The organism is Flavobacterium sp. LHD-80 (genome assembly GCF_030929605.1).
In the GTDB taxonomy this organism is placed as follows: domain Bacteria; phylum Bacteroidota; class Bacteroidia; order Flavobacteriales; family Flavobacteriaceae; genus Flavobacterium.
In genome coordinates, this window is sequence record NZ_JAVFVS010000012.1 from 195,342 (window position 1) to 217,181 (window position 21,840).

20 protein-coding genes are annotated in these 21,840 nt (G+C 32.7%); 7 read left to right on the forward strand and 13 right to left on the reverse strand.

Annotated features, from left to right (window positions below; all coding sequences use genetic code 11):
- Positions 1 to 13 precede the first annotated feature (13 nt).
- Both RB619_RS17785 and RB619_RS17790 read left to right on the forward strand, forming a co-directional pair.
- Positions 14 to 1,537: a hypothetical protein gene (locus RB619_RS17785; protein ID WP_308099958.1), complete on the forward strand. Its 1,524-nt coding sequence runs from the start codon at positions 14 to 16 to the stop codon at positions 1,535 to 1,537.
- Between the two features lie 115 nt (positions 1,538 to 1,652).
- On the forward strand, positions 1,653 to 2,996 hold the full coding sequence (locus tag RB619_RS17790) for a TlpA disulfide reductase family protein (protein ID WP_308099960.1): 1,344 nt from the start codon (positions 1,653 to 1,655) through the stop codon (positions 2,994 to 2,996).
- A gap of 91 nt (positions 2,997 to 3,087) precedes the next feature.
- On the opposite strand, the gene RB619_RS17795 is transcribed toward RB619_RS17790, so the two are convergent.
- A complete protein-coding gene (locus RB619_RS17795) occupies positions 3,088 to 3,681 on the reverse strand; it encodes a hypothetical protein (RefSeq protein WP_308099962.1) in 594 nt (197 codons plus the stop codon).
- A 260-nt stretch (positions 3,682 to 3,941) separates the two neighbouring features.
- Here RB619_RS17795 and RB619_RS17800 point away from each other — a divergent pair, with 260 nt between their 5' ends.
- Positions 3,942 to 4,706, forward strand: a complete 765-nt coding sequence (locus RB619_RS17800; RefSeq protein WP_308099964.1) for a ThuA domain-containing protein — start codon at positions 3,942 to 3,944, stop codon at positions 4,704 to 4,706.
- 75 nt (positions 4,707 to 4,781) lie between these two features.
- Here the strand turns inward: RB619_RS17800 and RB619_RS17805 are convergent, their stop codons facing one another.
- Entirely contained in the window at positions 4,782 to 5,087 is a 306-nt protein-coding gene (locus tag RB619_RS17805) for a hypothetical protein (RefSeq protein WP_308099966.1), read from the reverse strand.
- Between the two features lie 233 nt (positions 5,088 to 5,320).
- Positions 5,321 to 6,175, reverse strand: coding sequence for a Two component regulator three Y domain protein (locus RB619_RS17810; RefSeq protein ID WP_308099968.1), 855 nt, complete (start codon positions 6,173 to 6,175; stop codon positions 5,321 to 5,323).
- Between the two features lie 178 nt (positions 6,176 to 6,353).
- Here RB619_RS17810 and RB619_RS17815 point away from each other — a divergent pair, with 178 nt between their 5' ends.
- Together RB619_RS17815 and RB619_RS17820 are read left to right on the forward strand one after the other, a co-directional pair.
- Positions 6,354 to 6,842, forward strand: coding sequence for a DUF1761 domain-containing protein (locus RB619_RS17815; RefSeq protein ID WP_308099971.1), 489 nt, complete (start codon positions 6,354 to 6,356; stop codon positions 6,840 to 6,842).
- Between the two features lie 118 nt (positions 6,843 to 6,960).
- Entirely contained in the window at positions 6,961 to 8,106 is a 1,146-nt protein-coding gene (locus RB619_RS17820) for a peptidogalycan biosysnthesis protein (protein ID WP_308099973.1), read from the forward strand.
- Between the two features lie 20 nt (positions 8,107 to 8,126).
- Here RB619_RS17820 and RB619_RS17825 read toward each other — a convergent pair whose 3' ends face one another.
- Together RB619_RS17825 and RB619_RS17830 are read right to left on the reverse strand one after the other, a co-directional pair.
- Positions 8,127 to 8,579 (reverse strand): hypothetical protein, encoded by a 453-nt coding sequence (locus RB619_RS17825; RefSeq protein ID WP_308099975.1) that lies wholly within the window; start codon positions 8,577 to 8,579, stop codon positions 8,127 to 8,129.
- A 115-nt stretch (positions 8,580 to 8,694) separates the two neighbouring features.
- Positions 8,695 to 9,564, reverse strand: coding sequence for a diacylglycerol kinase family protein (locus tag RB619_RS17830; RefSeq protein WP_308099977.1), 870 nt, complete (start codon positions 9,562 to 9,564; stop codon positions 8,695 to 8,697).
- A 61-nt stretch (positions 9,565 to 9,625) separates the two neighbouring features.
- Between RB619_RS17830 and RB619_RS17835 the strand changes: the two genes are divergently transcribed.
- Entirely contained in the window at positions 9,626 to 10,585 is a 960-nt protein-coding gene (locus tag RB619_RS17835; RefSeq protein WP_308099979.1) for an App1 family protein, read from the forward strand.
- A gap of 204 nt (positions 10,586 to 10,789) precedes the next feature.
- Here the strand turns inward: RB619_RS17835 and RB619_RS17840 are convergent, their stop codons facing one another.
- Positions 10,790 to 12,703 (reverse strand): ABC-F family ATP-binding cassette domain-containing protein, encoded by a 1,914-nt coding sequence (locus RB619_RS17840; protein ID WP_308099981.1) that lies wholly within the window; start codon positions 12,701 to 12,703, stop codon positions 10,790 to 10,792.
- A gap of 315 nt (positions 12,704 to 13,018) precedes the next feature.
- Here RB619_RS17840 and RB619_RS17845 point away from each other — a divergent pair, with 315 nt between their 5' ends.
- Positions 13,019 to 13,402, forward strand: coding sequence for a DUF983 domain-containing protein (locus tag RB619_RS17845; protein ID WP_308099983.1), 384 nt, complete (start codon positions 13,019 to 13,021; stop codon positions 13,400 to 13,402).
- On the opposite strand, the gene RB619_RS17850 is transcribed toward RB619_RS17845, so the two are convergent.
- From RB619_RS17850 to RB619_RS17880, 7 genes are all read right to left on the reverse strand, one after another.
- Positions 13,368 to 14,456: an FAD-dependent oxidoreductase gene (locus RB619_RS17850; protein ID WP_308099985.1), complete on the reverse strand. Its 1,089-nt coding sequence runs from the start codon at positions 14,454 to 14,456 to the stop codon at positions 13,368 to 13,370. The genes RB619_RS17845 and RB619_RS17850 overlap by 35 nt on opposite strands.
- A gap of 75 nt (positions 14,457 to 14,531) precedes the next feature.
- The gene (gldN, locus tag RB619_RS17855; protein WP_308099987.1) at positions 14,532 to 15,524 is read right to left on the reverse strand and encodes a gliding motility protein GldN; all 993 of its coding nucleotides are present in this window, start codon (positions 15,522 to 15,524) and stop codon (positions 14,532 to 14,534) included.
- A gap of 164 nt (positions 15,525 to 15,688) precedes the next feature.
- Entirely contained in the window at positions 15,689 to 16,678 is a 990-nt protein-coding gene (gene gldN, locus RB619_RS17860) for a gliding motility protein GldN (protein WP_308100414.1), read from the reverse strand.
- A 45-nt stretch (positions 16,679 to 16,723) separates the two neighbouring features.
- Positions 16,724 to 18,262, reverse strand: coding sequence for a gliding motility protein GldM (gene gldM, locus RB619_RS17865; protein WP_308099989.1), 1,539 nt, complete (start codon positions 18,260 to 18,262; stop codon positions 16,724 to 16,726).
- 52 nt (positions 18,263 to 18,314) lie between these two features.
- Positions 18,315 to 18,962 carry a gliding motility protein GldL gene (gene gldL / locus RB619_RS17870; protein ID WP_133526739.1) on the reverse strand — a complete coding sequence of 216 codons (648 nt, stop codon included), beginning with the start codon at positions 18,960 to 18,962 and terminating at the stop codon, positions 18,315 to 18,317.
- Positions 18,963 to 19,019: 57 nt separating this feature from the next.
- Positions 19,020 to 20,420, reverse strand: a complete 1,401-nt coding sequence (gldK, locus tag RB619_RS17875; protein ID WP_308099994.1) for a gliding motility lipoprotein GldK — start codon at positions 20,418 to 20,420, stop codon at positions 19,020 to 19,022.
- Between the two features lie 263 nt (positions 20,421 to 20,683).
- Entirely contained in the window at positions 20,684 to 21,835 is a 1,152-nt protein-coding gene (locus RB619_RS17880; RefSeq protein WP_308099995.1) for a formimidoylglutamase, read from the reverse strand.
- Positions 21,836 to 21,840 lie beyond the last annotated feature (5 nt).

A 21,840-nucleotide genomic window follows, 5' to 3' on the forward strand; every position in this document is an offset into this window, starting at 1 on the left:
TAAAACCATACTTATGAATGCACTCCATGAAATATCAAACATGATGAATGAATCAGATAAAAAAGCATTCATACAACATCTATCAAAAAAGAACAAACGCAAAGACGTTGGAAATATAGAATTATTCAATTCTTTAAAAACTGATGATATAAAATATAAAAAAAATATTCTAGAGAATAAAAAAAGTGCCGATGCTTATCATGCTCTAAGAAAAAGACTTTACGACAACATGATTGATTTCATGGCTAATCGAAGTTTTGAAAATGATACTTCTCAAGAAAATACAATACGTCGTCTTATTGTTGTAAGCCGTTTGTTTTTTGAACATAAACTTATCAAAACGGCCTTTAAATGTCTGGCAAAGGCGGAAGTTATTGCAATTAGCATTGACCATTTTAGTCTTCTCAATGAAATCTACCTCACTCAGCTTCAATTTGCGCATTTCAATCTTTCAGAACCAATCGAAAAAATGATCGAGAAGTTTAACGCAAACAAAAAACAACTTGAATATGAGGAACAACTTAATTTAGGCTATGCTGTTTTGCGTCGTGAACTTACTGCTATTTATCACGAAGGCCGAATAGTAGATTTTCAAGCACTTATTCAAAATACTATTCAAACACATGGAATATCATTAAAAAAAGGATTAACCTTTAAATCACTATATCAAATATTATTTATTGCCAACGAATATGCTTCTATAAACAATAATTACGCACTTATAGAGCCTTTTGTTGTTAGAAGTTACAGGTTTATCAGCAAAAAAACAGATCAGGCAGATAGACATTTATATTATCATATTTACATCTTGTACTTTATAGCAAATTTCTACTTTCGCAATGGACAGTTTATTGAGTCTTTGCAATATCTTAATTTGATGTCTACAGAACTTGAAAAACAATCTGGCAAATATTATCAGCGTTTTTGTCTGAGATATTCATTGTTATTAGCTTTCAATGAAAATTATCTTGGTCGTCCCCAAAAAGCAATTGAAATTGCCGAAAAAGCCCTTTCTTCAAACAAAAAAGCAGATCCTAATGACAGCAACGACATTCATCTTATGCTCATTGTTTTTTATGTACAGCAAAATGCCGGACGCAATGCTCTAAAAGAAGCAGCAAAATTAAACCATACTGACAGTTGGTATGAAAAAAAAATGGGCATGGACTGGACGATAAAAAAATGTCTTGTCGAAATCCTCCTGCATGCACAACAAGAAAACACAGAACTGGCTTTATCCCGAATAAAAAGTTTTAAACGTCGTTATAAAAAATACCTTTTAACGGTAAATGAAGAACGCGTTATTCACTATCTTTTGTTCGTAGAGCAATATGCAATGAAACCCGAAATTATAAAAACTCAAAAATTTCAAAAAGCAATTGAAGATTTCATTATTGCTTCACAAAACGGACCAAAAGACATTTTAATCATGAGTTTTTTATCCTGGTTACTTGCAAAAGTGAGACGAAAAACGACCTACGAGACAACTTTAAATCTCTTAGCAACATATTTCCCAACGACCTCTTATACTCTTTGATTAAATGAAGATTTTAAAGAGATGGATAATACTACTTAACAAATCCACTTTTTAAAAAAAATCCTTACTTTTAACAAGATTTCATTTAACATTTTAACTACCTAACCACTATAAAATGAAAAAAAGCTTGTTTGCATTGCTAATTGTCGTTTTCTACTCTTTCACAACTTCTGAAGAAACAATAACCATTTCAGGTAAAATAATCAATACCGAAAATGGAACAATTAAAATTAAAGGAGAATTAGTTGATAAAGAAATCAAGCTAAAACCAGATGGTAGTTTTTCAGAAAACCTGAAATTAAATTATGATGGTATCTATAAAATTGAAACTTCTAAAAACAGCATTCCTATATATTTAGCCAAAGATTCAAAATTGACAATAGCTGCTGACGATGCAAACTTAGCTTCAACTTTAAAATTTACAGGAAAAGGAAGTATAGAAAATCAATACCTTGCTAAAAAACAGCTTTTAAATTCGGTAATTCCAGATGAGGAACTTTATAAACTTGACGAAAATGAATTCCTGAAAAAACTTCAAGAAATAAAAACTTCAGTCAACGCTTTATATCTTAAAACAAAATTTACTGATGCTGATTTCAAAGCAAAAGAAGTCAGAAGCATTCATTATTTGGAACAAAAACATTTAATTTATTATAAAAACCTTCATAATTTATATGCTCGATTAAATGGTTTTCAAGTTTCTAAAACATACCCAAAACTTGATGAAAAGATCGATTTCGACAATGAGTTTGAATTTTTATTTTCAAATGAATATCAAGACCTTGCGGTATACAAATTCTATGAAAACATGCACGGAGATGGCTCACTTCCGGCTAAAAATCGAATAACTGAAATTAAATTTTTAAAAAGTCAAAGCTTAAAAAATCACTTAATCCAAAATTCAACAAACGACATTAATATAGAAAATCCTGATTTTGAAAAAACATATCAGGACTACTTATCGATTACAAACGATCCAATCATTAAACAAGCACTGACGGCCAATTACAACGGAATAAAGGTAATACAACCTGGAAATCCGTCTCCAAAATTTAATTACGAAAATCAAAAAGGAGGAAAAACCAGTTTAGAAGATCTGAAAGGAAAATATATCTACATCGATCTTTGGGCAACTTGGTGTGGTCCATGCCGTGAACAGTTTCCATTTCTTCAGAAAGTCGAAGAACAGTATAAAGGAAAAAATATTGAATTTGTTGCTATTTCCTTAGATGCGACAAAAGATCAATCAAAATGGAGCAAGTTTGTTTCAGAAAAACAATTAGGCGGGATTCAATTATTGGCTGATAATGAAATGAAATCAAAATTCATAAAGGATTATGGTGTTTATGAAATTCCAACATTTATCCTTCTTGACCCTAATGGCAATATTGTTACTGCACGCGCACCACAGCCATCTGACCCTAAACTTATTGATTTATTGAATAGCTTAAAAATATGACCTTAAATTTCTCAACAATAAAAAAACTGCACAGTCCTAAAAGCTTTTTAGGATTGCGCAGTTTTTAACTTTACCATTTCTGGAAGAAGAACTACAATGCTTTTCTAGATTCCAGCAAAAGTTTTGAAGCCGTTTCAAAAACATCATGAATCTCTTTATTTTTCTTGAATTCAGTAATCTTATTTTCATACAAATATTTGCCCTCTGGAGTTAATATATATATTTTCATCTGATTCTGCTCTGGCGCAGTTCTTTCGGTTGTAGGTGTAAATAAAGACAATGCTTTTTCAGCTTTTTCTATCAATGAAATCGAAAGAGCATTAAAAGGTTGCGGATTCTTTTCAAATTGCATATCAATACCATTAAGAAGAAAACTGGCTTCACCAGATTTAAAAGCAACAATTGAAGTTTTATTGTTATTCAAAGCCCAATCGACAATTACAGCATAGATCTCTTTATTTTTCGGAATCGAATCTTTACTATAGATTTCACTTGGTTTTAATTCAAAAGCTTCTGCAGCAGTAATTTGATTTAATAACTTTGGCGCTGTTGGTTCTGCAACAACCGGAATTTCCGCAGAAGCACCATTTTCCACAACTACAGGAGCATCATTTTGTGTTTCATTTTTACAGCCAATCGCCATTAATAGAATAGAAATCAAAAGTAATCTTGAGGCATTTCTCATTTTAGTTTTTGTTTAATTGGTTAGTATTTTTCAATATTTATATTTGAAATAACATTATAGACTTGAAATCCCAATTTGGGCCATCAGGCATAAAGCCAATAAAATTGGAAATCTTAATTTTAACCGCAAATTACACTAATTTTCACAAATTCATTTATGTGAATTTGTGTAATTTGTGGTTAAGAAATTTTATCTAAACTGAAGCCGAAATCTTTCTCAACAGATTTTTTTTCTATCTTCCCAAAATAAAATTTTCCAAGATGAACCAATTGTCTTCAATAAAAAAAGCTTTTTTCTGCATTGTCATTCTGCTTACAAGCTTTTTCCTGTTTTCTTTCTATCAAAAAAACACAGAAGAAATAACTTCTGCTAAAATCAAAAAAGTGCTGATTTTTTCTAAAACTAACGGTTTCAGACATGAAAGCATAACGGCCGGAATTGCAGCTATAAAAAAACTGGGACAAGAAAATAATTTTCTGGTCGATGCTACTGAAGATTCTCTGGCTATTAATTCAAAAAACTTAAAACAATATCAAGCTGTTATATTTTTAAGCGCCTCGGGTCATGTTTTGGGTGAAAATCAAAAATTAGCTTTGCAAAAATTTATACAAAAAGGAAATGGTTTTGTAGGCATTCATTCGGCTACAAACTGCGAACCAGACTGGCCTTGGTACACAAAAATGATTGGTGGTATTTTTGACGGACATCCAGAACCGCAAAATGCAAAACTTATAGTTGTCAATCACGAACATCCGTCTACAAAAAATCTTCCAGAAATTTGGGAAAGAAAAGACGAATTGTACAATTTTAAATCTTTAAATCCAGATGTAAATGTGCTTATAAAAGTTGATGAATCTTCATATAAAGGCGGGAAACATGGCGACAATCACCCTTTAGCATGGTATCACGAGTATGATGGCGGAAGAGCTTTTTACACCGCCTTAGGACATTTTCCTGAAAATTACAGCGATCCCCTTTTCACTCAACATTTACTTGGCGGAATTACTTATGCAATGGGCAAATAAAATTTAGAAGTAATGATATTTAAACAAAAAAGACCGTTCTTTTGAACGGTCTTTATATTTTGTATCTGGCTCAAATTAAGCTCTAAACAAAGCATATTTATTATAATTGAACAAAACTCTGTCGTAAGCAACATACAAGGAAACAATTTTCTCTGAAGACTCATTGAATGTAATTCCGTGGTGTTTTCTAAACAAATAAATTTCTTTTAAACAATTTGAAAGACTTTGATGAATTTCAGTTGTAAAAGTTGGCAATTTTTTATCGCCTACTAAAAGATCAATTTGATAATTTGAACTGCTTTTTGATAAGTTATTACCAATGATTCTTAGTGTAAATGTTGTTGGCTTTCCGTATTCTTCGCCTTGATATTGCAGTGTCATAATTTTACATTAAAAGGTTAATTGCTTTTCTCCATCCGGCTTTAACCTAAAGACCGAATCTAATTTTAAAGTTAAAGAAAAAAATAAAATTTTCAAAAATATTTCAGCAAATTTAAAATAATAAATCACAAAAACCAGAAACAAAAAAAACCGTAACGAGTTACGGTTTTCGGCAATTAACTAAATATATTTAATCAACTTTTTTCAGAGTAAAATTCATTCCATAAGCACGATTAATTTTCGGTAATATTTTTTTGTCGTTCAGCATTTATTTCTAATAAAAACGGATTCCCATTTTCATCAAACATTGTCATATTTAAAGCATCTAATAATGCCATTTTTCTTGAAACTCCACCTTTAAATTTATTATAAGAAAGGTTCATTTCAGAAAGATTGTGAAGCTTTCCAAGTCCTTCGGGAATTTCTCCTTCAAAACTGTTGTCAAATAAACTCAGGTTTTGCAAAGCGCCAAAATTTACAATTTCCTTGCTCAAATTCCCTGATAATTTATTGCCGTTTAAAAGCAGTACTTTTAGGGTCGAGATCTTATAAATTGAACTTGGCAATGCTCCTCCAATTTCGTTATTAAAAACCGAAAGTACTTCTAATCGATTTAATTTTCCAAGATCAGCAGGTAATTCACCTGATATTTTATTTTTAAAAAGCTCCAGATCTTTCAGTTTATGCAATTCACAGATTTGCACCGGAATTGTTCCTGAAAATTTATTGTCAGAAACATTTAAAACCTCAAGTTCTTTTAGGTTATGGATGTTGTTTGGTAAATTTCCTTCGAGTTTATTCTTTTGAAAATTCACTTCAACTAAATTCACCAAATCAAAAAATTCCGAAGGCAATTCTCCCTGCAGATTATTATTTGATAAATCTAGAGCCACTACTTTTTCATTTTCAGCACGAACTCCATACCAGGTTGCCACAGAAAGGGATAAATCCCACTTTATTTTCCACTGCGAACCATTTGTGGCGTGATATAATTTAATCAGAGCTTCTTTCTCTTTATCTGAAACAGTATCTGCAAAAGAATTCAGAGAAAAAGCAAATGCTAAAAAAAAAGTAATTAAGCTTTTCATAACAGATTTGGGGTTTGTTACGATTGCAAAACTATGAATTCTCTAGATATAATGCACTAAATGTCGATAAAGTGTTAATAAGTAAATAATTAACAGTCTTAATACTACTTTTAAAAAAATGTTAAATAAGCGCTTTTTTTGTTTAAATTTGATTCAACTAACATAAAAACCTCATATTATGGAAATTAACTTTATTGCGCTATTTTTAGCTGCTGTAGTGACATTGTTTACTGGTTTCATTTGGTATCATCCAAAAGTTTTTGGAACAATCTGGATGAAAGAAAACAATTTTACAGAAGAGCAGCTTAAAACAGGAAATATGCTTAAAATCTTCGGATTTACGTATGTTTTTTCGTTGATGATTACGATGATTTTAATGGCTTTGACTATTCATCAATCTGGTGCGGTTGGAATGGTTGGCGGACCGCCGATGCTGGCAAACGCAAAACCATCATTTGCCGCATTTATGGCCGATTATGGAACTGCTTACAGAACTTTTAAACACGGAGCACTTCACGGCTTTATGGCGGGATTATTTTTTGCTTTACCAATTGTTGGAATTAATGGTTTATTCGAAAGAAAATCTTGGAAATATATTTTCATCCACGCAGGTTATTGGATGCTCACACTTATGTTAATGGGAGGCATTATCTGTGCTTTTGCATAAATTAAAATTTATAGAACCCGTTTGAAATCAAAACTCAAACGGGTTTTTCTTAATAATAACTTAAAGAAAGTCAGTTATTATAAATATTACCTAATTTTGAAGAAATTAGCGCACTCTTTTGAATACAACTTATTCTTTTCAAATTTACAATAGTACGGCGTCACTTCCTTTAGAATGGAATTCGCTTGCTGCAGAAAACATCTTTTTGACGCGGGAATATCTCGAAGTACTGGAAAATTCTTGTCCGGTAAATATGATTTGTCATTTTATTGGAATTTTTGAAGAAGAAAAACTTTCAGGAATTGCTTTGACTCAATTTTTATTTGCCGAAAAACTAGAATCTTTTGGTGAACGCGATCAGTGCTTAAAAACTTCGGTTCGTAATTTTGCTTTTAAAAACTTTGCTTCTCATGTATTATTTGTTGGAAACAATATGCTTACGGGACAAAATGCATTTGCTTTTGCAGAAAACATTCAACTGCCAAAAGCAATCAAAACACTTCATAAAGCAATAAATCAGCTTAAAAAAGATCTAAAAGCTTCGGGCAAAAAAGTTCACATTACAAGTATAAAAGATTTTACTTCAGAAGAAATAAAACCGCTTCAGGCTGAATTTAAAAACAATTATACTTTTTCGACACAACCCAATATGATTTTCGAAATCAATAAAAATTGGAAAACCGAACAAGATTATATCGACGCTTTATCAAAAAAATACAGAGATCAGTACAAGCGCGCCCGCAAAAAAACAGATGGGATTGTAAAACGAAAAATGTCTTTGTCTGATATTAAACAATATGAAGACGTTATTTATGATTTATATTTTCACGTGGCAAAAAATGCGCCTTTCAACACTTTTTTTCTAGCCCGAAACCATTTTAGTTTTTTCAAAGAAATCATGAAAGACAACTTTTTGTTTTACGGTTATTTTTTAGATGAAAAACTTATTGGCTTCAATACGCTCATTAAAAATGGTTTTGTGATGGATACGTATTTTTTGGGTTACGATGAAAATCTCCAACGCGAAAAAATGCTGTATCTAAATATGTTGTATGACATGATTGCATACTCTATCAATCAAGGTTTTTCAACAATTGTATTTGCCAGAACCGCACTTGAAATTAAAAGTTCTGTAGGTGCAAAACCATTAAAAATGTACGGTTTGATAACACACAGCAACACTTTGATTAATCATAACATTGCAAAATTATTTCAGTACTTAGAGCCAAAAACAGAATGGCAGGAACGGAATCCGTTTAAATGATTTGGCTGTTTTTTTTAGATTTATTTTCTGTTTTTTTCGAGATATAAATACTTTGGAAATATAGAATCTCTAGTAATGCTGTTTATTTCTTTTGCCCATTCTTCAAAATTGTATTTCACATGAATAACCGAATCATTTACTAACTCATATTCACAAAATTTATCTCCTGCTTTAGGAGGTTTATTTTTTGTATTTGAAGCAGTGAAAATACTCTTTTCTGGCAAACAATCTTTTTTATAAGACCAAATGAGTTCAATTTTATCTGTTCCGGTATAATAATGATTCGTGAAAAAATAATACAAACATTGTCTGTTAAACTCATATACAGCAAACTCTTTTTGAAAAACTATTTTCACATCACTACTTAGCGAATCTTCTTGTTTTATACCCCAAGTAAAATCTTCAGTATCTGACATAAAATCGCCAATTTTTCTAGATTTTACATCCTTTTTATTAATTGCCTCTTCTTTCATTTTTAAATCCGACTTTTTGTGGTCGTCTTTATTTTTACAACTAAAAAAAAGCAATAGCAATAGCGTCAATAAAATTTTCTTATACATAATCAATTAAATTTCAAAGATCTGACTATCAAGGGACTGCCATTTTCATTTGTTTGTGCAGAATGTGAATTTCTAAATCGGTTTGTGCCCCACAATATTCGCCATCGATCTGAAAATTCACAGGATAATCTGTTTTTATAGTCGCTTTATCTGTCGAAATAATCACAACATCATCGGAATCAATCGGCATATTTCCAGTAATAATTTTTCCAATCAGCAACAAATCAAGACTTTTTAAGATCACCAATTCAAATTTGCCATCGTTCATAGCTCCATTTGGGTTAATCACAACTCCTGTTCCATATTTCTGTGAATTGGCGATAACAATCATTCGCGCTTCATGTTCAACCGTTTTATTATTAGCCGAAATTGTAGCCATAAATGGTTCTTCAGACTCGGTTAAAGTTGTAAAAGCCTGCAATGCATATCCCCAAAAACCGCGAACATCACTCTGCTCGTAGTTTTTTACCAAATTAGCATTTAAGCCCAAATCGCTCAAATGAATACTTTTTTTGCCGTTGATGCAAATCATATCGATTTCGATATAATGGTTCAAAAAGGCTACTTTTAAATTTTCTTCTATTCCAGCTGGCAAATTCAAATCGACCGACAAACCGTTTGCCGATCCGGCTGGCAAAATACCAATGATGATATCGTATTCTTCCATGGCTTCGGCTACCATCTTGATGGTTCCGTCACCGCCGGCAACAATAATTCGCTCCGGAAGAAATTCATTATAAAGTGCCTTGATTTTATTTAAATCGTTTTTCCCTGTGGTTTCAAACACTTCCAGAGTAATATGATTGACAGTTGCAAATTCCTCCACAATCTCGATTAATTCACTTTTATCAAGGTCGCCAGAAATGGGATTTACAACAAATATGATGTTCTTTTTCAAAATTTTCTCTTTAAAATCAATTAAATTAAGTAATTTACAGTTACATAAATATACGTAATAAATGAAACCAATCTTACAATTATATCGAGGTTATGCCAACGAAGAAGAATTAATTGTAATGGGACATGTTTTTAAAAGAACGTACGACTATGATTTTCAGAAGAAAAATTTAAAAAATGCAAAATCCATAATTAATCAGTTTCGAATAAAAACAATCCAAAATTTTGACGTTTATTTGAAATATGGCAATCAGGAAATTCACACCAAAACATTAGACGACGGTCATTTTAAATTTTGTATTCCGTTTGAAAAAGATACTCATTTTGGGTGGATGAACTACGAAGTCAGTATTAAGTATAACTCTCAAATTATTACTTCAAAAGGAAGTTTTATACATCCACATACCGGAAAATTAGGCATCATTTCAGATATTGATGATACATTTTTAATCTCCCACACTAATAACATTTTCAGAAAAATATACATTTTGCTTTTTAAAAATGTAAATGACCGAAAAGTTTTTAAAGATGTTGTAGCACATTATCAAGCGTTGAGTTCGGCTGGAAGAAAAAACAAGGAAGAAGTAAATGCGTTTTTCTATATTTCGAGCAGTGAATGGAATTTATACCGCTTTATCGTTCAGTTTACCAAAATACATCATTTGCCAAGAGCGGTGATTTTGCTAAAAGATATTAAAAGAGGCATTACCGATTTTTTCATGAGCGGACGCGGGAATCACAATCACAAATTTGAAAAAATAAAACATGTTTTGGAGTTTTATCCCAACCTGAAATATGTTCTTTTAGGAGATGATTCACAGCACGATCCTATTTTATATGAGCAGATCTGCAAAATATTTCCGGTCACCGTAATTGCGGTTTACATTAGACAAACCGGAAAAACGCAGAAAGAAGAGGTGAAAAAAATCATGAAAAATCTAGAATCCCTTGATGTTGCGGTCTGCTATTTTAAAGAAAGCAGCAAAGCAATTGAGCATTCTAAATCTATTGGAATTATTTGATTTTGTTTCAGGTTTTAGGTTTTGAACTGAATGGATATTTAACCGCAAAGCGCGCAAAGTTTTTTTAATCTGGTAAGTTTTATAAAACGCAAAGTTCGCAAAGCTTTGTAAAAAAAAACTTTGCGAACCTTGCGTAATCCTTTGCGTGCTTTGCGGTTAAACTCTAAGCAAAATATTCAACTCGAAACTTGGAATAAAAAAATCTTAAGCATTAAAATTGTCAATCTCTTCCTGAACAATTTCCCAGTCTAATAAAAGCTGTTCCAGATCTTCTTTCTTTTTGTTGTATGCAGTAAAAAAAGACGCATCTTCGATATGTTTGTCATAATTTGATTCCAACATTTTATCGTCGTGCTGAATGTCTTTTTCTAATTGTTTGATTTGACTTTCAACTTTGCTTAATCTATTTTGAAGTGCTTTTCCTTTTTTCTGATCTTCGTATGACGTTTTATTACTTTCTTTTGGAGCTGCAGTTTTAGCAACATCTTTTTTCTCTACTTCACGCATATTTTCAAGATTGCGCTGCTCTAAGAAGAAATTAATGTCTCCAAGATATTCTTTTATTTTTTGATCTTTGAATTCGTAAACAATATTCGACATTCCCTGAAGAAAATCCCTGTCGTGAGAAACCAATAATAAAGTTCCGCCAAATTTTTGAAGTGCCGCTTTCAAAACGTTTTTAGATTTAATATCCAAGTGGTTCGTAGGCTCATCCATCAGCAAAACGTTGATTGGCTGTAATAATAATTTACAAAGCGCCAAACGGTTACGTTCACCTCCAGAAAGTACTTTTACTTTTTTCTCAACGTCGTCACCACGGAACAAAAATGAACCCAACATATCGCGAACTTTTGATCGGTTCGTATCTGTTGCTGCATCTTCCATAGTTTGCAACAAAGTGATTTCTCCATCTAAATATTCGGCTTGATTTTGAGCAAAATATCCTAATTGAACATTGTGTCCTAATTTGATGTTTCCTTCGTATTCAAACTCATTTACAAGCGCTTTGATAAAAGTAGATTTTCCTTGTCCGTTTTGTCCAACAAAAGCAATTTTACTCCCTCTTTCAACAAGCAGACTTATATCCTTTAAGATCGTTTTATCTCCGTACGATTTCGTTACATCTTCAGCTTCAATAACTACTTTTCCTGGTTCTTTTGAAACTGGAAATGAAATATTCATTACAGAATTGTCGTCTTCATCAACTTCAATTCTTTCAACTTTATCTAATTTTTTAATCAACGATTGCGCCATAGAAGCCTTTGAAGCTTTTGCACGGAATTTCTCGATTAATTTTTCGGTTTCTTCAATTTTTTTCTGCTGATTCTTTTGCGTCGCTAATTGTTTTTCACGAATTTCATGACGCAATTCTAAATACTGAGAATATGGTTTATTGAAATCGTATGCTTTTCCTAAAGAGATTTCGATAGTTCTGTTCGTAACATTGTCCAAAAACATTTTATCGTGCGATACGATTACCACAACGCCCGGATAATTGCGAAGGAAATTCTCTAACCAAATGATACTTTCGATATCTAAGTGGTTGGTCGGCTCATCCAGAAGCAATACATCGTTTGACTGCAATAATAATTTTGCAAGTTCGATACGCATTCTCCATCCGCCCGAAAATGTTTCAGTCTGATTATTGAAAACTTCTCTTTTGAAACCAAGACCTAAAAGAATTTTCTCTGTATCTCCCACATAATTATAACCTCCAAGAAGATCAAAACGGTGTGTGTAATCAGATAAATCTTCAATGATTTGTCCGTATTCTTCACTCTCATAATCGGTTCTGGTAACCAATTGATGATTGATTTCTTCTAGTTTCTTCTCTACAACTTTAATTTCAGTAAAAGCTTCATATGCTTCTTCTAATACCGTTCTTCCGTGCTCAAAATCAATATCCTGACGTAAAAAGCCCATTTTGATATCTTTTTCTTGAGAAATAACTCCAGAATCTGGTTTAAAATCTCCTGCAAGCATTTTAAGCATTGTCGATTTACCTGCTCCGTTTTTACCCACAAGACCTACGCGGTCGCCGGCGCCTAAACGAAAAGTAACTTCTTCAAATAAATATGTTCCACCAAAAGAAACTGAAAGATTGTGTATATTAAGCATAATGTATTGCTGAAAAATCTAGAATTAAAAACACTGCAAACGGCGCATTGCCACCTACAATTTTGAAAGTGCAAAAGTATAACTTTTAATTGAAAGTTTTGGAGCTGAAAAGGATTGCTTAACCAATATTTCTGAATTTCAGTTATTTTGGTCCCTGTCATCGAAAATCGGCTTAAAAAAACAGAATATATAAACTTCTAATTCAAGTCTTTTTCAACAGTAAAATCTTATATTTGCAGTAGAACTTCTTCAAGAAAGACAGTTCTAATAGCAATCAATTTCTTTGATTACAGAATTAAAAAACTACGCAAAAAAATGTTTAAAAGAGGTTCTAAAATAAACAGTATTTTTACCGGAAGCTGTCCAAGATGTCAAAAAGAAAGCATGTATGAAGACAAGAATCCGCTTCATTTGACTAAAGTTCTAAAAATGAATGAAAATTGCAGTCACTGCGGTTTAAAATATCAAATCGAACCTTCTTTTTTTTATGGTGCAATGTATGTGAGCTACGGACTGAATGTAGCTGTTGGAATTGCTGCGTTTATTGTTTCGTTCGTCTTTTTTGAAACTACAATCGAACAATCGTTCATTGCAATTGTAATTACATTGATCCTTTTATTTCCTTTTGTTTTAAGACTTTCTAGAAATTTATATATCAATATGTTTATTTCTTACGACCCGAAGGCTGGTCAGAAATAAGACTTTTCAAATATCTTTTATGGAATCGCTTAATATCGGCTTCTTGCGGTATCGGAATTTGATTTTCGATATGATCGTATAAAGCTTGCGCCAAAGCTGGCCCCAACATAACACCGCGTGTTCCTAGTCCGTTTAGAATATGCAGTGATTTATAAACTTCATGAGTTCCCAACAAAGGTCTTCGGTCTGCCACCGTAGGACGAACACCGCCAAAGTGTTTTACAATCTCGAAATCGCAGGTAATAATTTCTTTTATTCGGTCTAAAAGTTCTTGTTTACCTTCTTCTGTAGGTGCGTCTGTTTTGTCGTGCCAATTATAGGTTGCTCCCACTTTGAATAGACTATCTCCCATTGGCAAAATAAAGACGCTGGTATTAACAATCAAATCCAGATTCAAATCGGGTGCTTTTATAATAAACAATTCGCCCTTTGTTCCATCTAAAGGTAAATAATTAAAAAACGGATTTTTATGCATCCCGAAGCCTTCGGCAAAAATAATATGACGAGCTTGAATGTTCTTATATTGAATTCCAGAATCTAAAAACTCAATATCTTTACTATCAAAAGCTTCTTCAAGAAGCAAATTGTTCTCAAGTAAATACTGCTCATATTTCTCTAACAATAATGCAGTATTGACATATCCTGTATGAAGTACTTCTCCATAATCATACGGAGAATCAATACTTGTATATTTCTTCGTAATTAATTTAGTAGATAAAAATGGCTCTAAATTTATTTTATCCGAAGCCGCAAACCAATTATTTTGTTCTTCGATTGAGAAAAACTTTCGCAAGATTGGCATTTTAAAGTTGAATTTCACTTGTAATTTATCTTCAACACGATCATAAAAATCATTCATTAAAACCAATTGCTCTTTCGCATTCCACACTTCACTGAAACGTTTCAAAATTACCGGATTATACAAACCTCCAGCTACTCTAGAAGAATGCTGTGATTTATTATCGATTAACAAAATAGATTTATTGTTCTTAATGGCCACTTCGGCGAAAGAGATTCCGGCCAATCCAGATCCGACAATTAAATAGTCAAGCATTTTTGCAGTGTATAGGTAAAATAAAAAACTCTTACAAAGATAGTAAGAGTTTATCTCATAACTTTATTTGTGAACTTAGTAATTCCACATATTCTCTTCAAAATTGCGAATCTTCTCTTTTACCCTTTCTGATTCCAGCAATTGGCTCTGCGCATCATCTTTAATATAGTCTTTAATTTCACGATCACCGTACACATTTTCTTCTTTGTAAATTATTGCATTAAACCGTCGCGAATTCAATATCTGATCAAATGAAATTGAAGCTGCAGAATTCACATCGTTAAACGCTTTTGCTTCGTGAAGTACAGTCCGCGCATTGGGGAAGAAAACCCAAAACAATTCGATATAATCTTTTTCATCACTATTCATTGTATAAACATCAGGAGTGACAGGACAAATACCAATTAAACGATACTTTAATTCACTTTGTCGCTTGTCAAAATACCAATATCCTTTTATTTTGTATTGCGAAACATCCTGAGCGGTCAAATCTTGCTTCAAGATATATTCTGCGGGAACAGTTCTTGTTGGGCCAACTGTCTGGTCAACATAACTCACAGATTTCTTTTTGCCAGTACCAGTCACAACCTTTTTCTTAACCACACGCTCCCTATAGTCATCAGGATTCTGATTAATAAGCTCTCGTCCAGCATCGGTAGTATCAACACGAGACAAAGAAGCTTCAATGTCCTTCATAGTTTTCTTGGTATTGAAATAACTGTCTGTATATACTTCAGTTATTCTACCGCTTCTTATTGCCTTTGTCAGAACATCATAGAGAGAACGTCTGTCAGAACCAATATTCGCAGTATCAACTGGATAATAAAGTGGAAAATTGATTTTTTCATTCAAATCAATAATTTCCCAAGTAGTTTTTCCCATTAAAATATCTCGATCTTCAACATAACCATATTCTAATGGTTTATCATTGTCTGAGATAAGCTGCGCAGGTGTTTTAACACCAATCTGATCAACAGTTTTAGCGTTAAGTAAATTAGACTGCGCATTAGAACTAAAAGTCCAAGCAACAGAAAACAGAACGATTAAAAAATTTCTTACTTTACTCATAATTAATAGCAATAAGAAATTAAACGAAATATAATTCTAAATATTGTATTTTTCCTACAAAATAAAATCGTGAGATTTATTTATCCGTCATAAAAAGTCCTTTTCAAAAAAAAACTCTTACTACAAAGGTAGTAAGAGTTTTTATTATAATGTTACATAGCTACTTAGTAGTTCCACATATCTTGTTCAAAGTTACGAATCTTCTCTTTTACTCTTTCAGATTCTAACAATTGATTTTGAGCATTATCTTTCATATAGTCGCTGATTGCTCTGTCTCCATAAAGGTTTTCCTCTTTGTAAACAACCGCATTAAAACGTCTAGAGTTTAAGATCTGATCAAATGAAATTGGCAATGCTGAGTTGTTATCGTTGAACGCTTTTGCTTCATGCAAAGCTTCTCTTGAATTTGGGAAAAATACCCAAAATAACTCAATATAATCCTTTTCATCACTGTTCATTGTATAAACGTCTGGAGTTACAGGACAAATTCCAAGTAAACGATATTTCAATTCACTTTGACGTTTGTCAAAATACCAGTATCCTTTGATTTTGTATTGTGTAACATCCTGAGCAGTCAAATCTTGCTTTAAGATATACTCTGCAGGTACAGATCTTGAAGGAGGTACCGTTTCATCAACATAACTAACTGATTTCTTTTTACCAGTTCCAGTAACCACTTTTTTCTTCACAACACGTGTTTTATAGTCGTCTGGGTTTTGGTTGATAAGCTCTCTACCAGCATCAGTTGTATCAATACGAGATAATGATCCTTCGATGTCTTTCATAGATTTTTTAGTATTAAAATAACTATCTGTGTAAACTTCAGTTATCTTACCTTTTTTGATAGCTTTGGTCAAAACGTCGTAAAGAGAACGTCTATCAGCACCAATGTTAGCTGTATCTACAGGAAAATATAATGGAAAATTGATTTTTTCATTCAAATCAATAATTTCCCAAGTTGTTTTTCCCATCAAAATATCTCTATCATCAACATAACCGTAAGCTAAAGGCTTATCATTATCTGAGATAAGTTGCGCAGGAGTTTTAAGTCCTATTTGAGCAGGTGTTTTCGCATTAAGCAAATTAGATTGCGCGTGTGAAGCGAAACCTCCAGCGATAGAAACAATAGCTATTAAAAAATTTCTTACTTTCATCATGATATCATTATAAGATATTGAACGTAGTTTTATCTACATTTATTATTGTATTTCGAAAATTACTGGAGCAGTTCTTGGCAATAAATAGCTTCCAGCTCCAACAAGTTTAGTTTTAATTTCAGAAATAGTAACTTGATCTCCTCTACCAGCTCTTGCAAGTACTTGTTTACATTGTGCATTTAATTTATTACCAGTAACAACAACAGTAGGCTGTCCAGCAATTTTTAAGTTAAATCCAACAACATCTAAACCAACTTCGAAATCAAAATCCATTAATTTCGCGCCAATTGTCGCAACTTCTAAATTAGATTTTGGCCCTTTAACAACACCATAATCACCTCTAATTGTACCAGTTGGACCAGGAATACCTTTAATTCTGAATGTTTTCTTATCTGAAACTTTGTCTCCATTTGGTAATGTACCAGTAACTGAAATTGTAGTCTCAGTTCCTGCACCTGGGCTCATGTTGTATTTACCTGCCTTACCAGCTGAACTTAATCCAGGAGCACTAGCAACTACTTTATTGTCAGCAACACCAGCGAATGATACAGAGATTGGGTTAACAACACCTCTATAAACTACATTCATTTTGTCTGCAGAAATTGTAGCAGAGTTTGGTCTTGGAACTACAACATACTTTCCAGCGAATTTAAGTGGAATGTTTTTTCCATCTTCTAAGAAAGTAAATTGTCCATTAATATTTTGTTCTCCAACACCACCAGCAGTTAATGAGATAACAGCTTGTCCGTTTACGATTTGTCCAGGACCTTGGAATGAAGTTGGTTTAGTGTTTTCGTCATAACGACCTAAAACTACTTTACCAGTAACTTTTTCACCTTGGAAGTAAGCATTTTTGTCTAAAACAACAATTGCTTGATAATTGCTGTAAGATGCAGCAGCAACTGCAGCTTTACCTAAAGCACTATTGTAAACATCAGTTTCTGCTTTTTGAACGTCATTTTGCCAAGCTGAAAGTTTAGCTAATGAAGCAACCGCTGGGAAACCTTTAAAATGGTAAGCTAAATATTTATCTTTTAAACCTTCTTTATTAGCTACATCAGAAATATCAAATTTCTTTTCAACCTCAGCTAAAATTGTAGCGTATTTTTTATCTGATAATGCAGATTTCATAGCTGCTTTATATTTTTCAATATTAGCTATAATCTCATTTCCTTTAGCAGTATACCCTTCTCCTGTAAACCAGTTGTCAATATTATCACCTTTGTCCATAGACTCGTAAGGCAATTTTCCTGTTTCTTTATCTGTTTCAAATCCGTGCAAAACATCACCTTTCAAAGAACCGATATATGCGTAGAATTCTTTTGAAGCTGATTCAACTTTATGAGCTGTAACTGCTGCAGTTGCGAATTCTCCTTTTGCCTCAGAAGCTTTTTGATCTAAAGACATCAATAATCCTGCATTCGATGTTTCTGAAGACGTATTAGCGCTTTCAAATTTTTCATTCATTAATCCAAAAGCAGATAAAACTTCTTTGGACATGTTCATTGCTAACATTGCGATGAAAACCAGATACATCAGGTTAATCATCTTCTGTCTAGGGGTTAATTTTCCTCCTGCCATTTTTTTCTAATTAGTTCTTATTAATAAATTTAATATAATAGTTAAAAACTAATTATCCTTTGTTACTCATTGCAGAAAGCATACCACCGTAAACGCTGTTTAAAGAAGCAATATTAGCAGTCATAGATTGCATTTGCTCTTTCAATTTAGCAGCATTGTCAGCGATTTCGCTATTAGCTTGTGCATTTCTTGAAGCACTTTCTAATTGAACTTTGTATAAACTGTTTAATGATTCCATTTGTGCAGCTGCCATAGACATTTCTTCAGCATATTTCTTTTGTCCTGCAATTGAATCAACTGTTGGAGAAATTGCTTTTGCAGCTCCTTCAAAGTTTTTGATTGAATTTCCTAAGCTTGACATTAATTCTCCATCAATTTTAGCCTCTTTCAATAATGAGTCTAATTTTTGAGAAAGCAATCCTTGAGCATCAGTTGGAGTTTCAACTTTATCCGCTTTTTTTCTAGCTTGTCCGTTTGCTAATTCTGGATAAACAAGAGTCCAATCTAACTCTTCATCAACTGGTTCGAAAGCAGAAAGCGCAAAGATTAACGCTTCTGTAACTAATCCTACAGAAAGCATTAATGTTCCTGTTAATGGCCCAATCTCAAAGTGAGTAATTTTGAATAATGCTCCAATAATTACTACTGCCGCTCCCATACCATAAGCGAAATTCATTGCTTTTTTACTTAATAATGCCATAATACTTTTTTTTTAGGTTTTAAAATAGATTTGTTGGTTATTGAATTTAATTATAAATTACTTTTTTTTGCTGCTTCCAGTTACTTGAGTTCCCATGTAATCTTGTACAGTTCTGAAACCAATGTAACTTCTTGCTGAATCAGCATATTCGTGATCACGAGTACTTACTTGTAGGAAGTAAGCAACATCTTTCCAAGATCCTCCGCGAACCACTTTTCTTTGGTTGTTTCCATCAATTACGTTAGGGTTCATTGTAGAAACATACTCATATGCATTTGGGTTGTATGCTGAGTCAGTCCACTCTGAAACGTTTCCTGCCATATTGTATAGACCGTAACCATTTACTTCATAAGATTTAGCTTCAACAGTGTATAAAGCCTCGTCAGCAGCATAATCTCCTCTACTTGGTTTGAAGTTTGCCATGAAACAACCTCTATCACTCTTAGTATAAGGACCTCCCCATGGGTAAGTTGCAGACTCCAGACCTCCTCTTGCAGCATACTCCCATTCTGCCTCTGTTGGCAATCTGAAAGCATTTACTAAATCGCGTCCTTTTTTCTTAGATTTGATATAACTGTTTTTGTTTAAAGTTCTCCAAGCACAGAAAGCTTTTGCTTGTTTCCAAGTAACACCAACTACAGGATAATCTCCATAAGCTTTGTGCCAGAAATAATCATTGTGCATTGGCTCATTATATGAATAAGCGAAATCTTTAATCCAAACAGTAGTATCAGGATAAACACTTACTTGTTCTGTTTTAACGAAGTCTTTTCTTTTTCCAACTTTAGCTTTAGCTGCAGCTTGAATATCCATCCAAGAATAACGGAATTTCAATTTATTTACATCAATAGTTCTTAAACCATTGTATGACTCTTCTATTGGAAGATACATCGAATCCATAACTTCAGCATAATACTCGTCTGGATAAGCTTTTGTATCTTTAATAAGTTTCACTTTTTTGTTTAATTTTCTACCAGCATACGGATCATCTTTAGTTCCTACACTATAGTAGTTATCATACATATATTTATCATAAGCCGTCATTTTATCTGGCTCAGAATCATTAAATGCATAATCAGCAATACTGCCACCTTTTTTTCCTTTAGCGTCACCAGTAGCTTTTTGACCAGTTTCATCAGCCAAAATCGCTAAACGAACTCTCATTGTAGAGTCTTTTACCCACTCCACAAACTGACGATACTCACTATTAGTAATCTCAGTTTCATCCATATAGAATGAACGAACTGTGACTGTTTTAGTTGGAGCATCTTCTACATTTGCTAAGTCAGCATCAGCTTTACCCATAATAAAAGATCCACCTGGAACCAAAGTCATACCATATGGCTTTTCAGGATGCCATTTCCCTCCTGTAACACCAACTAACTCACCTTTGTCACCTGATTTACCACAGCCAATTACCAGTGTTAAAATTGCTGTAAATGCAATAAACTTCTTCATATAAATTTGGGATTATCTATTCATTATTATAAGTCCGTAAACGTATTTATTATTTATCTAAAAAACAATACTACTCGCGAATTTTATTTTACCGTTCAAAAATAATGTTAAATAAAATAAAAAAAAAATATTTTATCGACAAACTAACATAAAAAATCGACGTAAAACACAAAATTTTATTATATATAAATTATTTCCTACTAATATTTAGCTCTTAATTTTTTAAAATTCTAAAAAATTAAGATTTTTATTAAAATTTTCTTCTACAAAGCATTTTTTCGCTGTGCTTTCCACCATCTTTCTGGCAATTCTTGATTGCAGGCGCATAAATATTCGTCATACGAACACGGTAATAACGTATTTCTTTTCAATTTATTGCTACCTTCAGAAACAAATGGAATTTCGATCCACCAACGATCTGTTTTATCGCTTTTATAAAAGATAAGCTCCTCATCCTCTAGAGGAACAATATATTTTAAATAATTCGTTCTGCTTCCAAATGGATATTCTTTAGAACGATAATGGTATCCTTCAATAAAATACCAAACAATTTGAGCAATTAGAGCCGCTTCATGCACTGTACTGTTGTGATTAAAGATTCCAAATGCCGAAACTTTATCACTTATTCCAGAATATCTAGCCAGAGAACAAATCTCTTTTCCATTGAAACCATTTGGCTCAAACGTAACCAAATTTCCTGAAGCAGAAGACTTTACAGAATTCAAATCAACACTAACCAAATCTGCATCTCTGAAAACAGGTTCTGCTAATGCAATATTTGTTGAAATTTCTCCTAGTCGATACGCATCAAAAAACAATTTTTCGATCAAATCAATTTCTTCTTGACTATTATAATAAGTCTGATATCCAATATTACAATAGTTAAACAGGTTATTTGGCTCATCTATAATGATTTTTGTCAGATATGAATTAGCCGAAACTGTTTCATTTTCCTTACCAAAATCAAATCGATTATCTACAGAAACCAAGTTAACCATCTGCTCCAAATCGTCATAAGCACGATACAAAGCATAGGTCAAATCCTGAGAACCTCCTAGGACTATAGGAATAACTTTGTTTTTAATTAAAGAAGCCACAACCTTTTTAAGTGCAAAATAAGTATCATCTACAGAGTCGCCAGCCAAGATATCACCAAGATCAGCGATCGAAGCATCCCAATTACCTGGAAACATACCATAAAGCTTCTTGCGAATTGCAGTCAGATTTACTTCATTTACCATATTAATGTTTCTTCTGTCTTCTAAAACACCAATAATGGCAATATTTACTTTGCTTATATCTGGAAATTGATCATGGGTATGCAATACTATTTTACTGCCCAATTCTTGAGAAGACAACGAATTGATATAATTTACAATTCCGTCGTTAACTGGTTCTAGAAAATCAAATTCCATTTATT

Bases quoted from the DNA above. Each gene is read 5' to 3' on its own strand.
- RB619_RS17785 (WP_308099958.1), top strand. From the start codon at position 14: ATGAATGCACTCCATGAAATATCAAACATGATGAATGAATCAGATAAA.
- RB619_RS17790 (WP_308099960.1), top strand. From the start codon at position 1,653: ATGAAAAAAAGCTTGTTTGCATTGCTAATTGTCGTTTTCTACTCTTTC.
- RB619_RS17795 (WP_308099962.1), bottom strand. From the start codon at position 3,681: ATGAGAAATGCCTCAAGATTACTTTTGATTTCTATTCTATTAATGGCG.
- RB619_RS17800 (WP_308099964.1), top strand. From the start codon at position 3,942: ATGAACCAATTGTCTTCAATAAAAAAAGCTTTTTTCTGCATTGTCATT.
- RB619_RS17805 (WP_308099966.1), bottom strand. From the start codon at position 5,087: ATGACACTGCAATATCAAGGCGAAGAATACGGAAAGCCAACAACATTT.
- RB619_RS17810 (WP_308099968.1), bottom strand. From the start codon at position 6,175: ATGAAAAGCTTAATTACTTTTTTTTTAGCATTTGCTTTTTCTCTGAAT.
- RB619_RS17815 (WP_308099971.1), top strand. From the start codon at position 6,354: ATGGAAATTAACTTTATTGCGCTATTTTTAGCTGCTGTAGTGACATTG.
- RB619_RS17825 (WP_308099975.1), bottom strand. From the start codon at position 8,579: ATGAAAGAAGAGGCAATTAATAAAAAGGATGTAAAATCTAGAAAAATT.
- RB619_RS17835 (WP_308099979.1), top strand. From the start codon at position 9,626: ATGAAACCAATCTTACAATTATATCGAGGTTATGCCAACGAAGAAGAA.
- RB619_RS17840 (WP_308099981.1), bottom strand. From the start codon at position 12,703: ATGCTTAATATACACAATCTTTCAGTTTCTTTTGGTGGAACATATTTA.
- RB619_RS17845 (WP_308099983.1), top strand. From the start codon at position 13,019: ATGTTTAAAAGAGGTTCTAAAATAAACAGTATTTTTACCGGAAGCTGT.
- RB619_RS17850 (WP_308099985.1), bottom strand. From the start codon at position 14,456: ATGCTTGACTATTTAATTGTCGGATCTGGATTGGCCGGAATCTCTTTC.
- gldN (WP_308099987.1), bottom strand. From the start codon at position 15,524: ATGAGTAAAGTAAGAAATTTTTTAATCGTTCTGTTTTCTGTTGCTTGG.
- gldN (WP_308100414.1), bottom strand. From the start codon at position 16,678: ATGAAAGTAAGAAATTTTTTAATAGCTATTGTTTCTATCGCTGGAGGT.
- gldM (WP_308099989.1), bottom strand. From the start codon at position 18,262: ATGGCAGGAGGAAAATTAACCCCTAGACAGAAGATGATTAACCTGATG.
- gldL (WP_133526739.1), bottom strand. From the start codon at position 18,962: ATGGCATTATTAAGTAAAAAAGCAATGAATTTCGCTTATGGTATGGGA.
- gldK (WP_308099994.1), bottom strand. From the start codon at position 20,420: ATGAAGAAGTTTATTGCATTTACAGCAATTTTAACACTGGTAATTGGC.
- RB619_RS17880 (WP_308099995.1), bottom strand. From the start codon at position 21,835: ATGGAATTTGATTTTCTAGAACCAGTTAACGACGGAATTGTAAATTAT.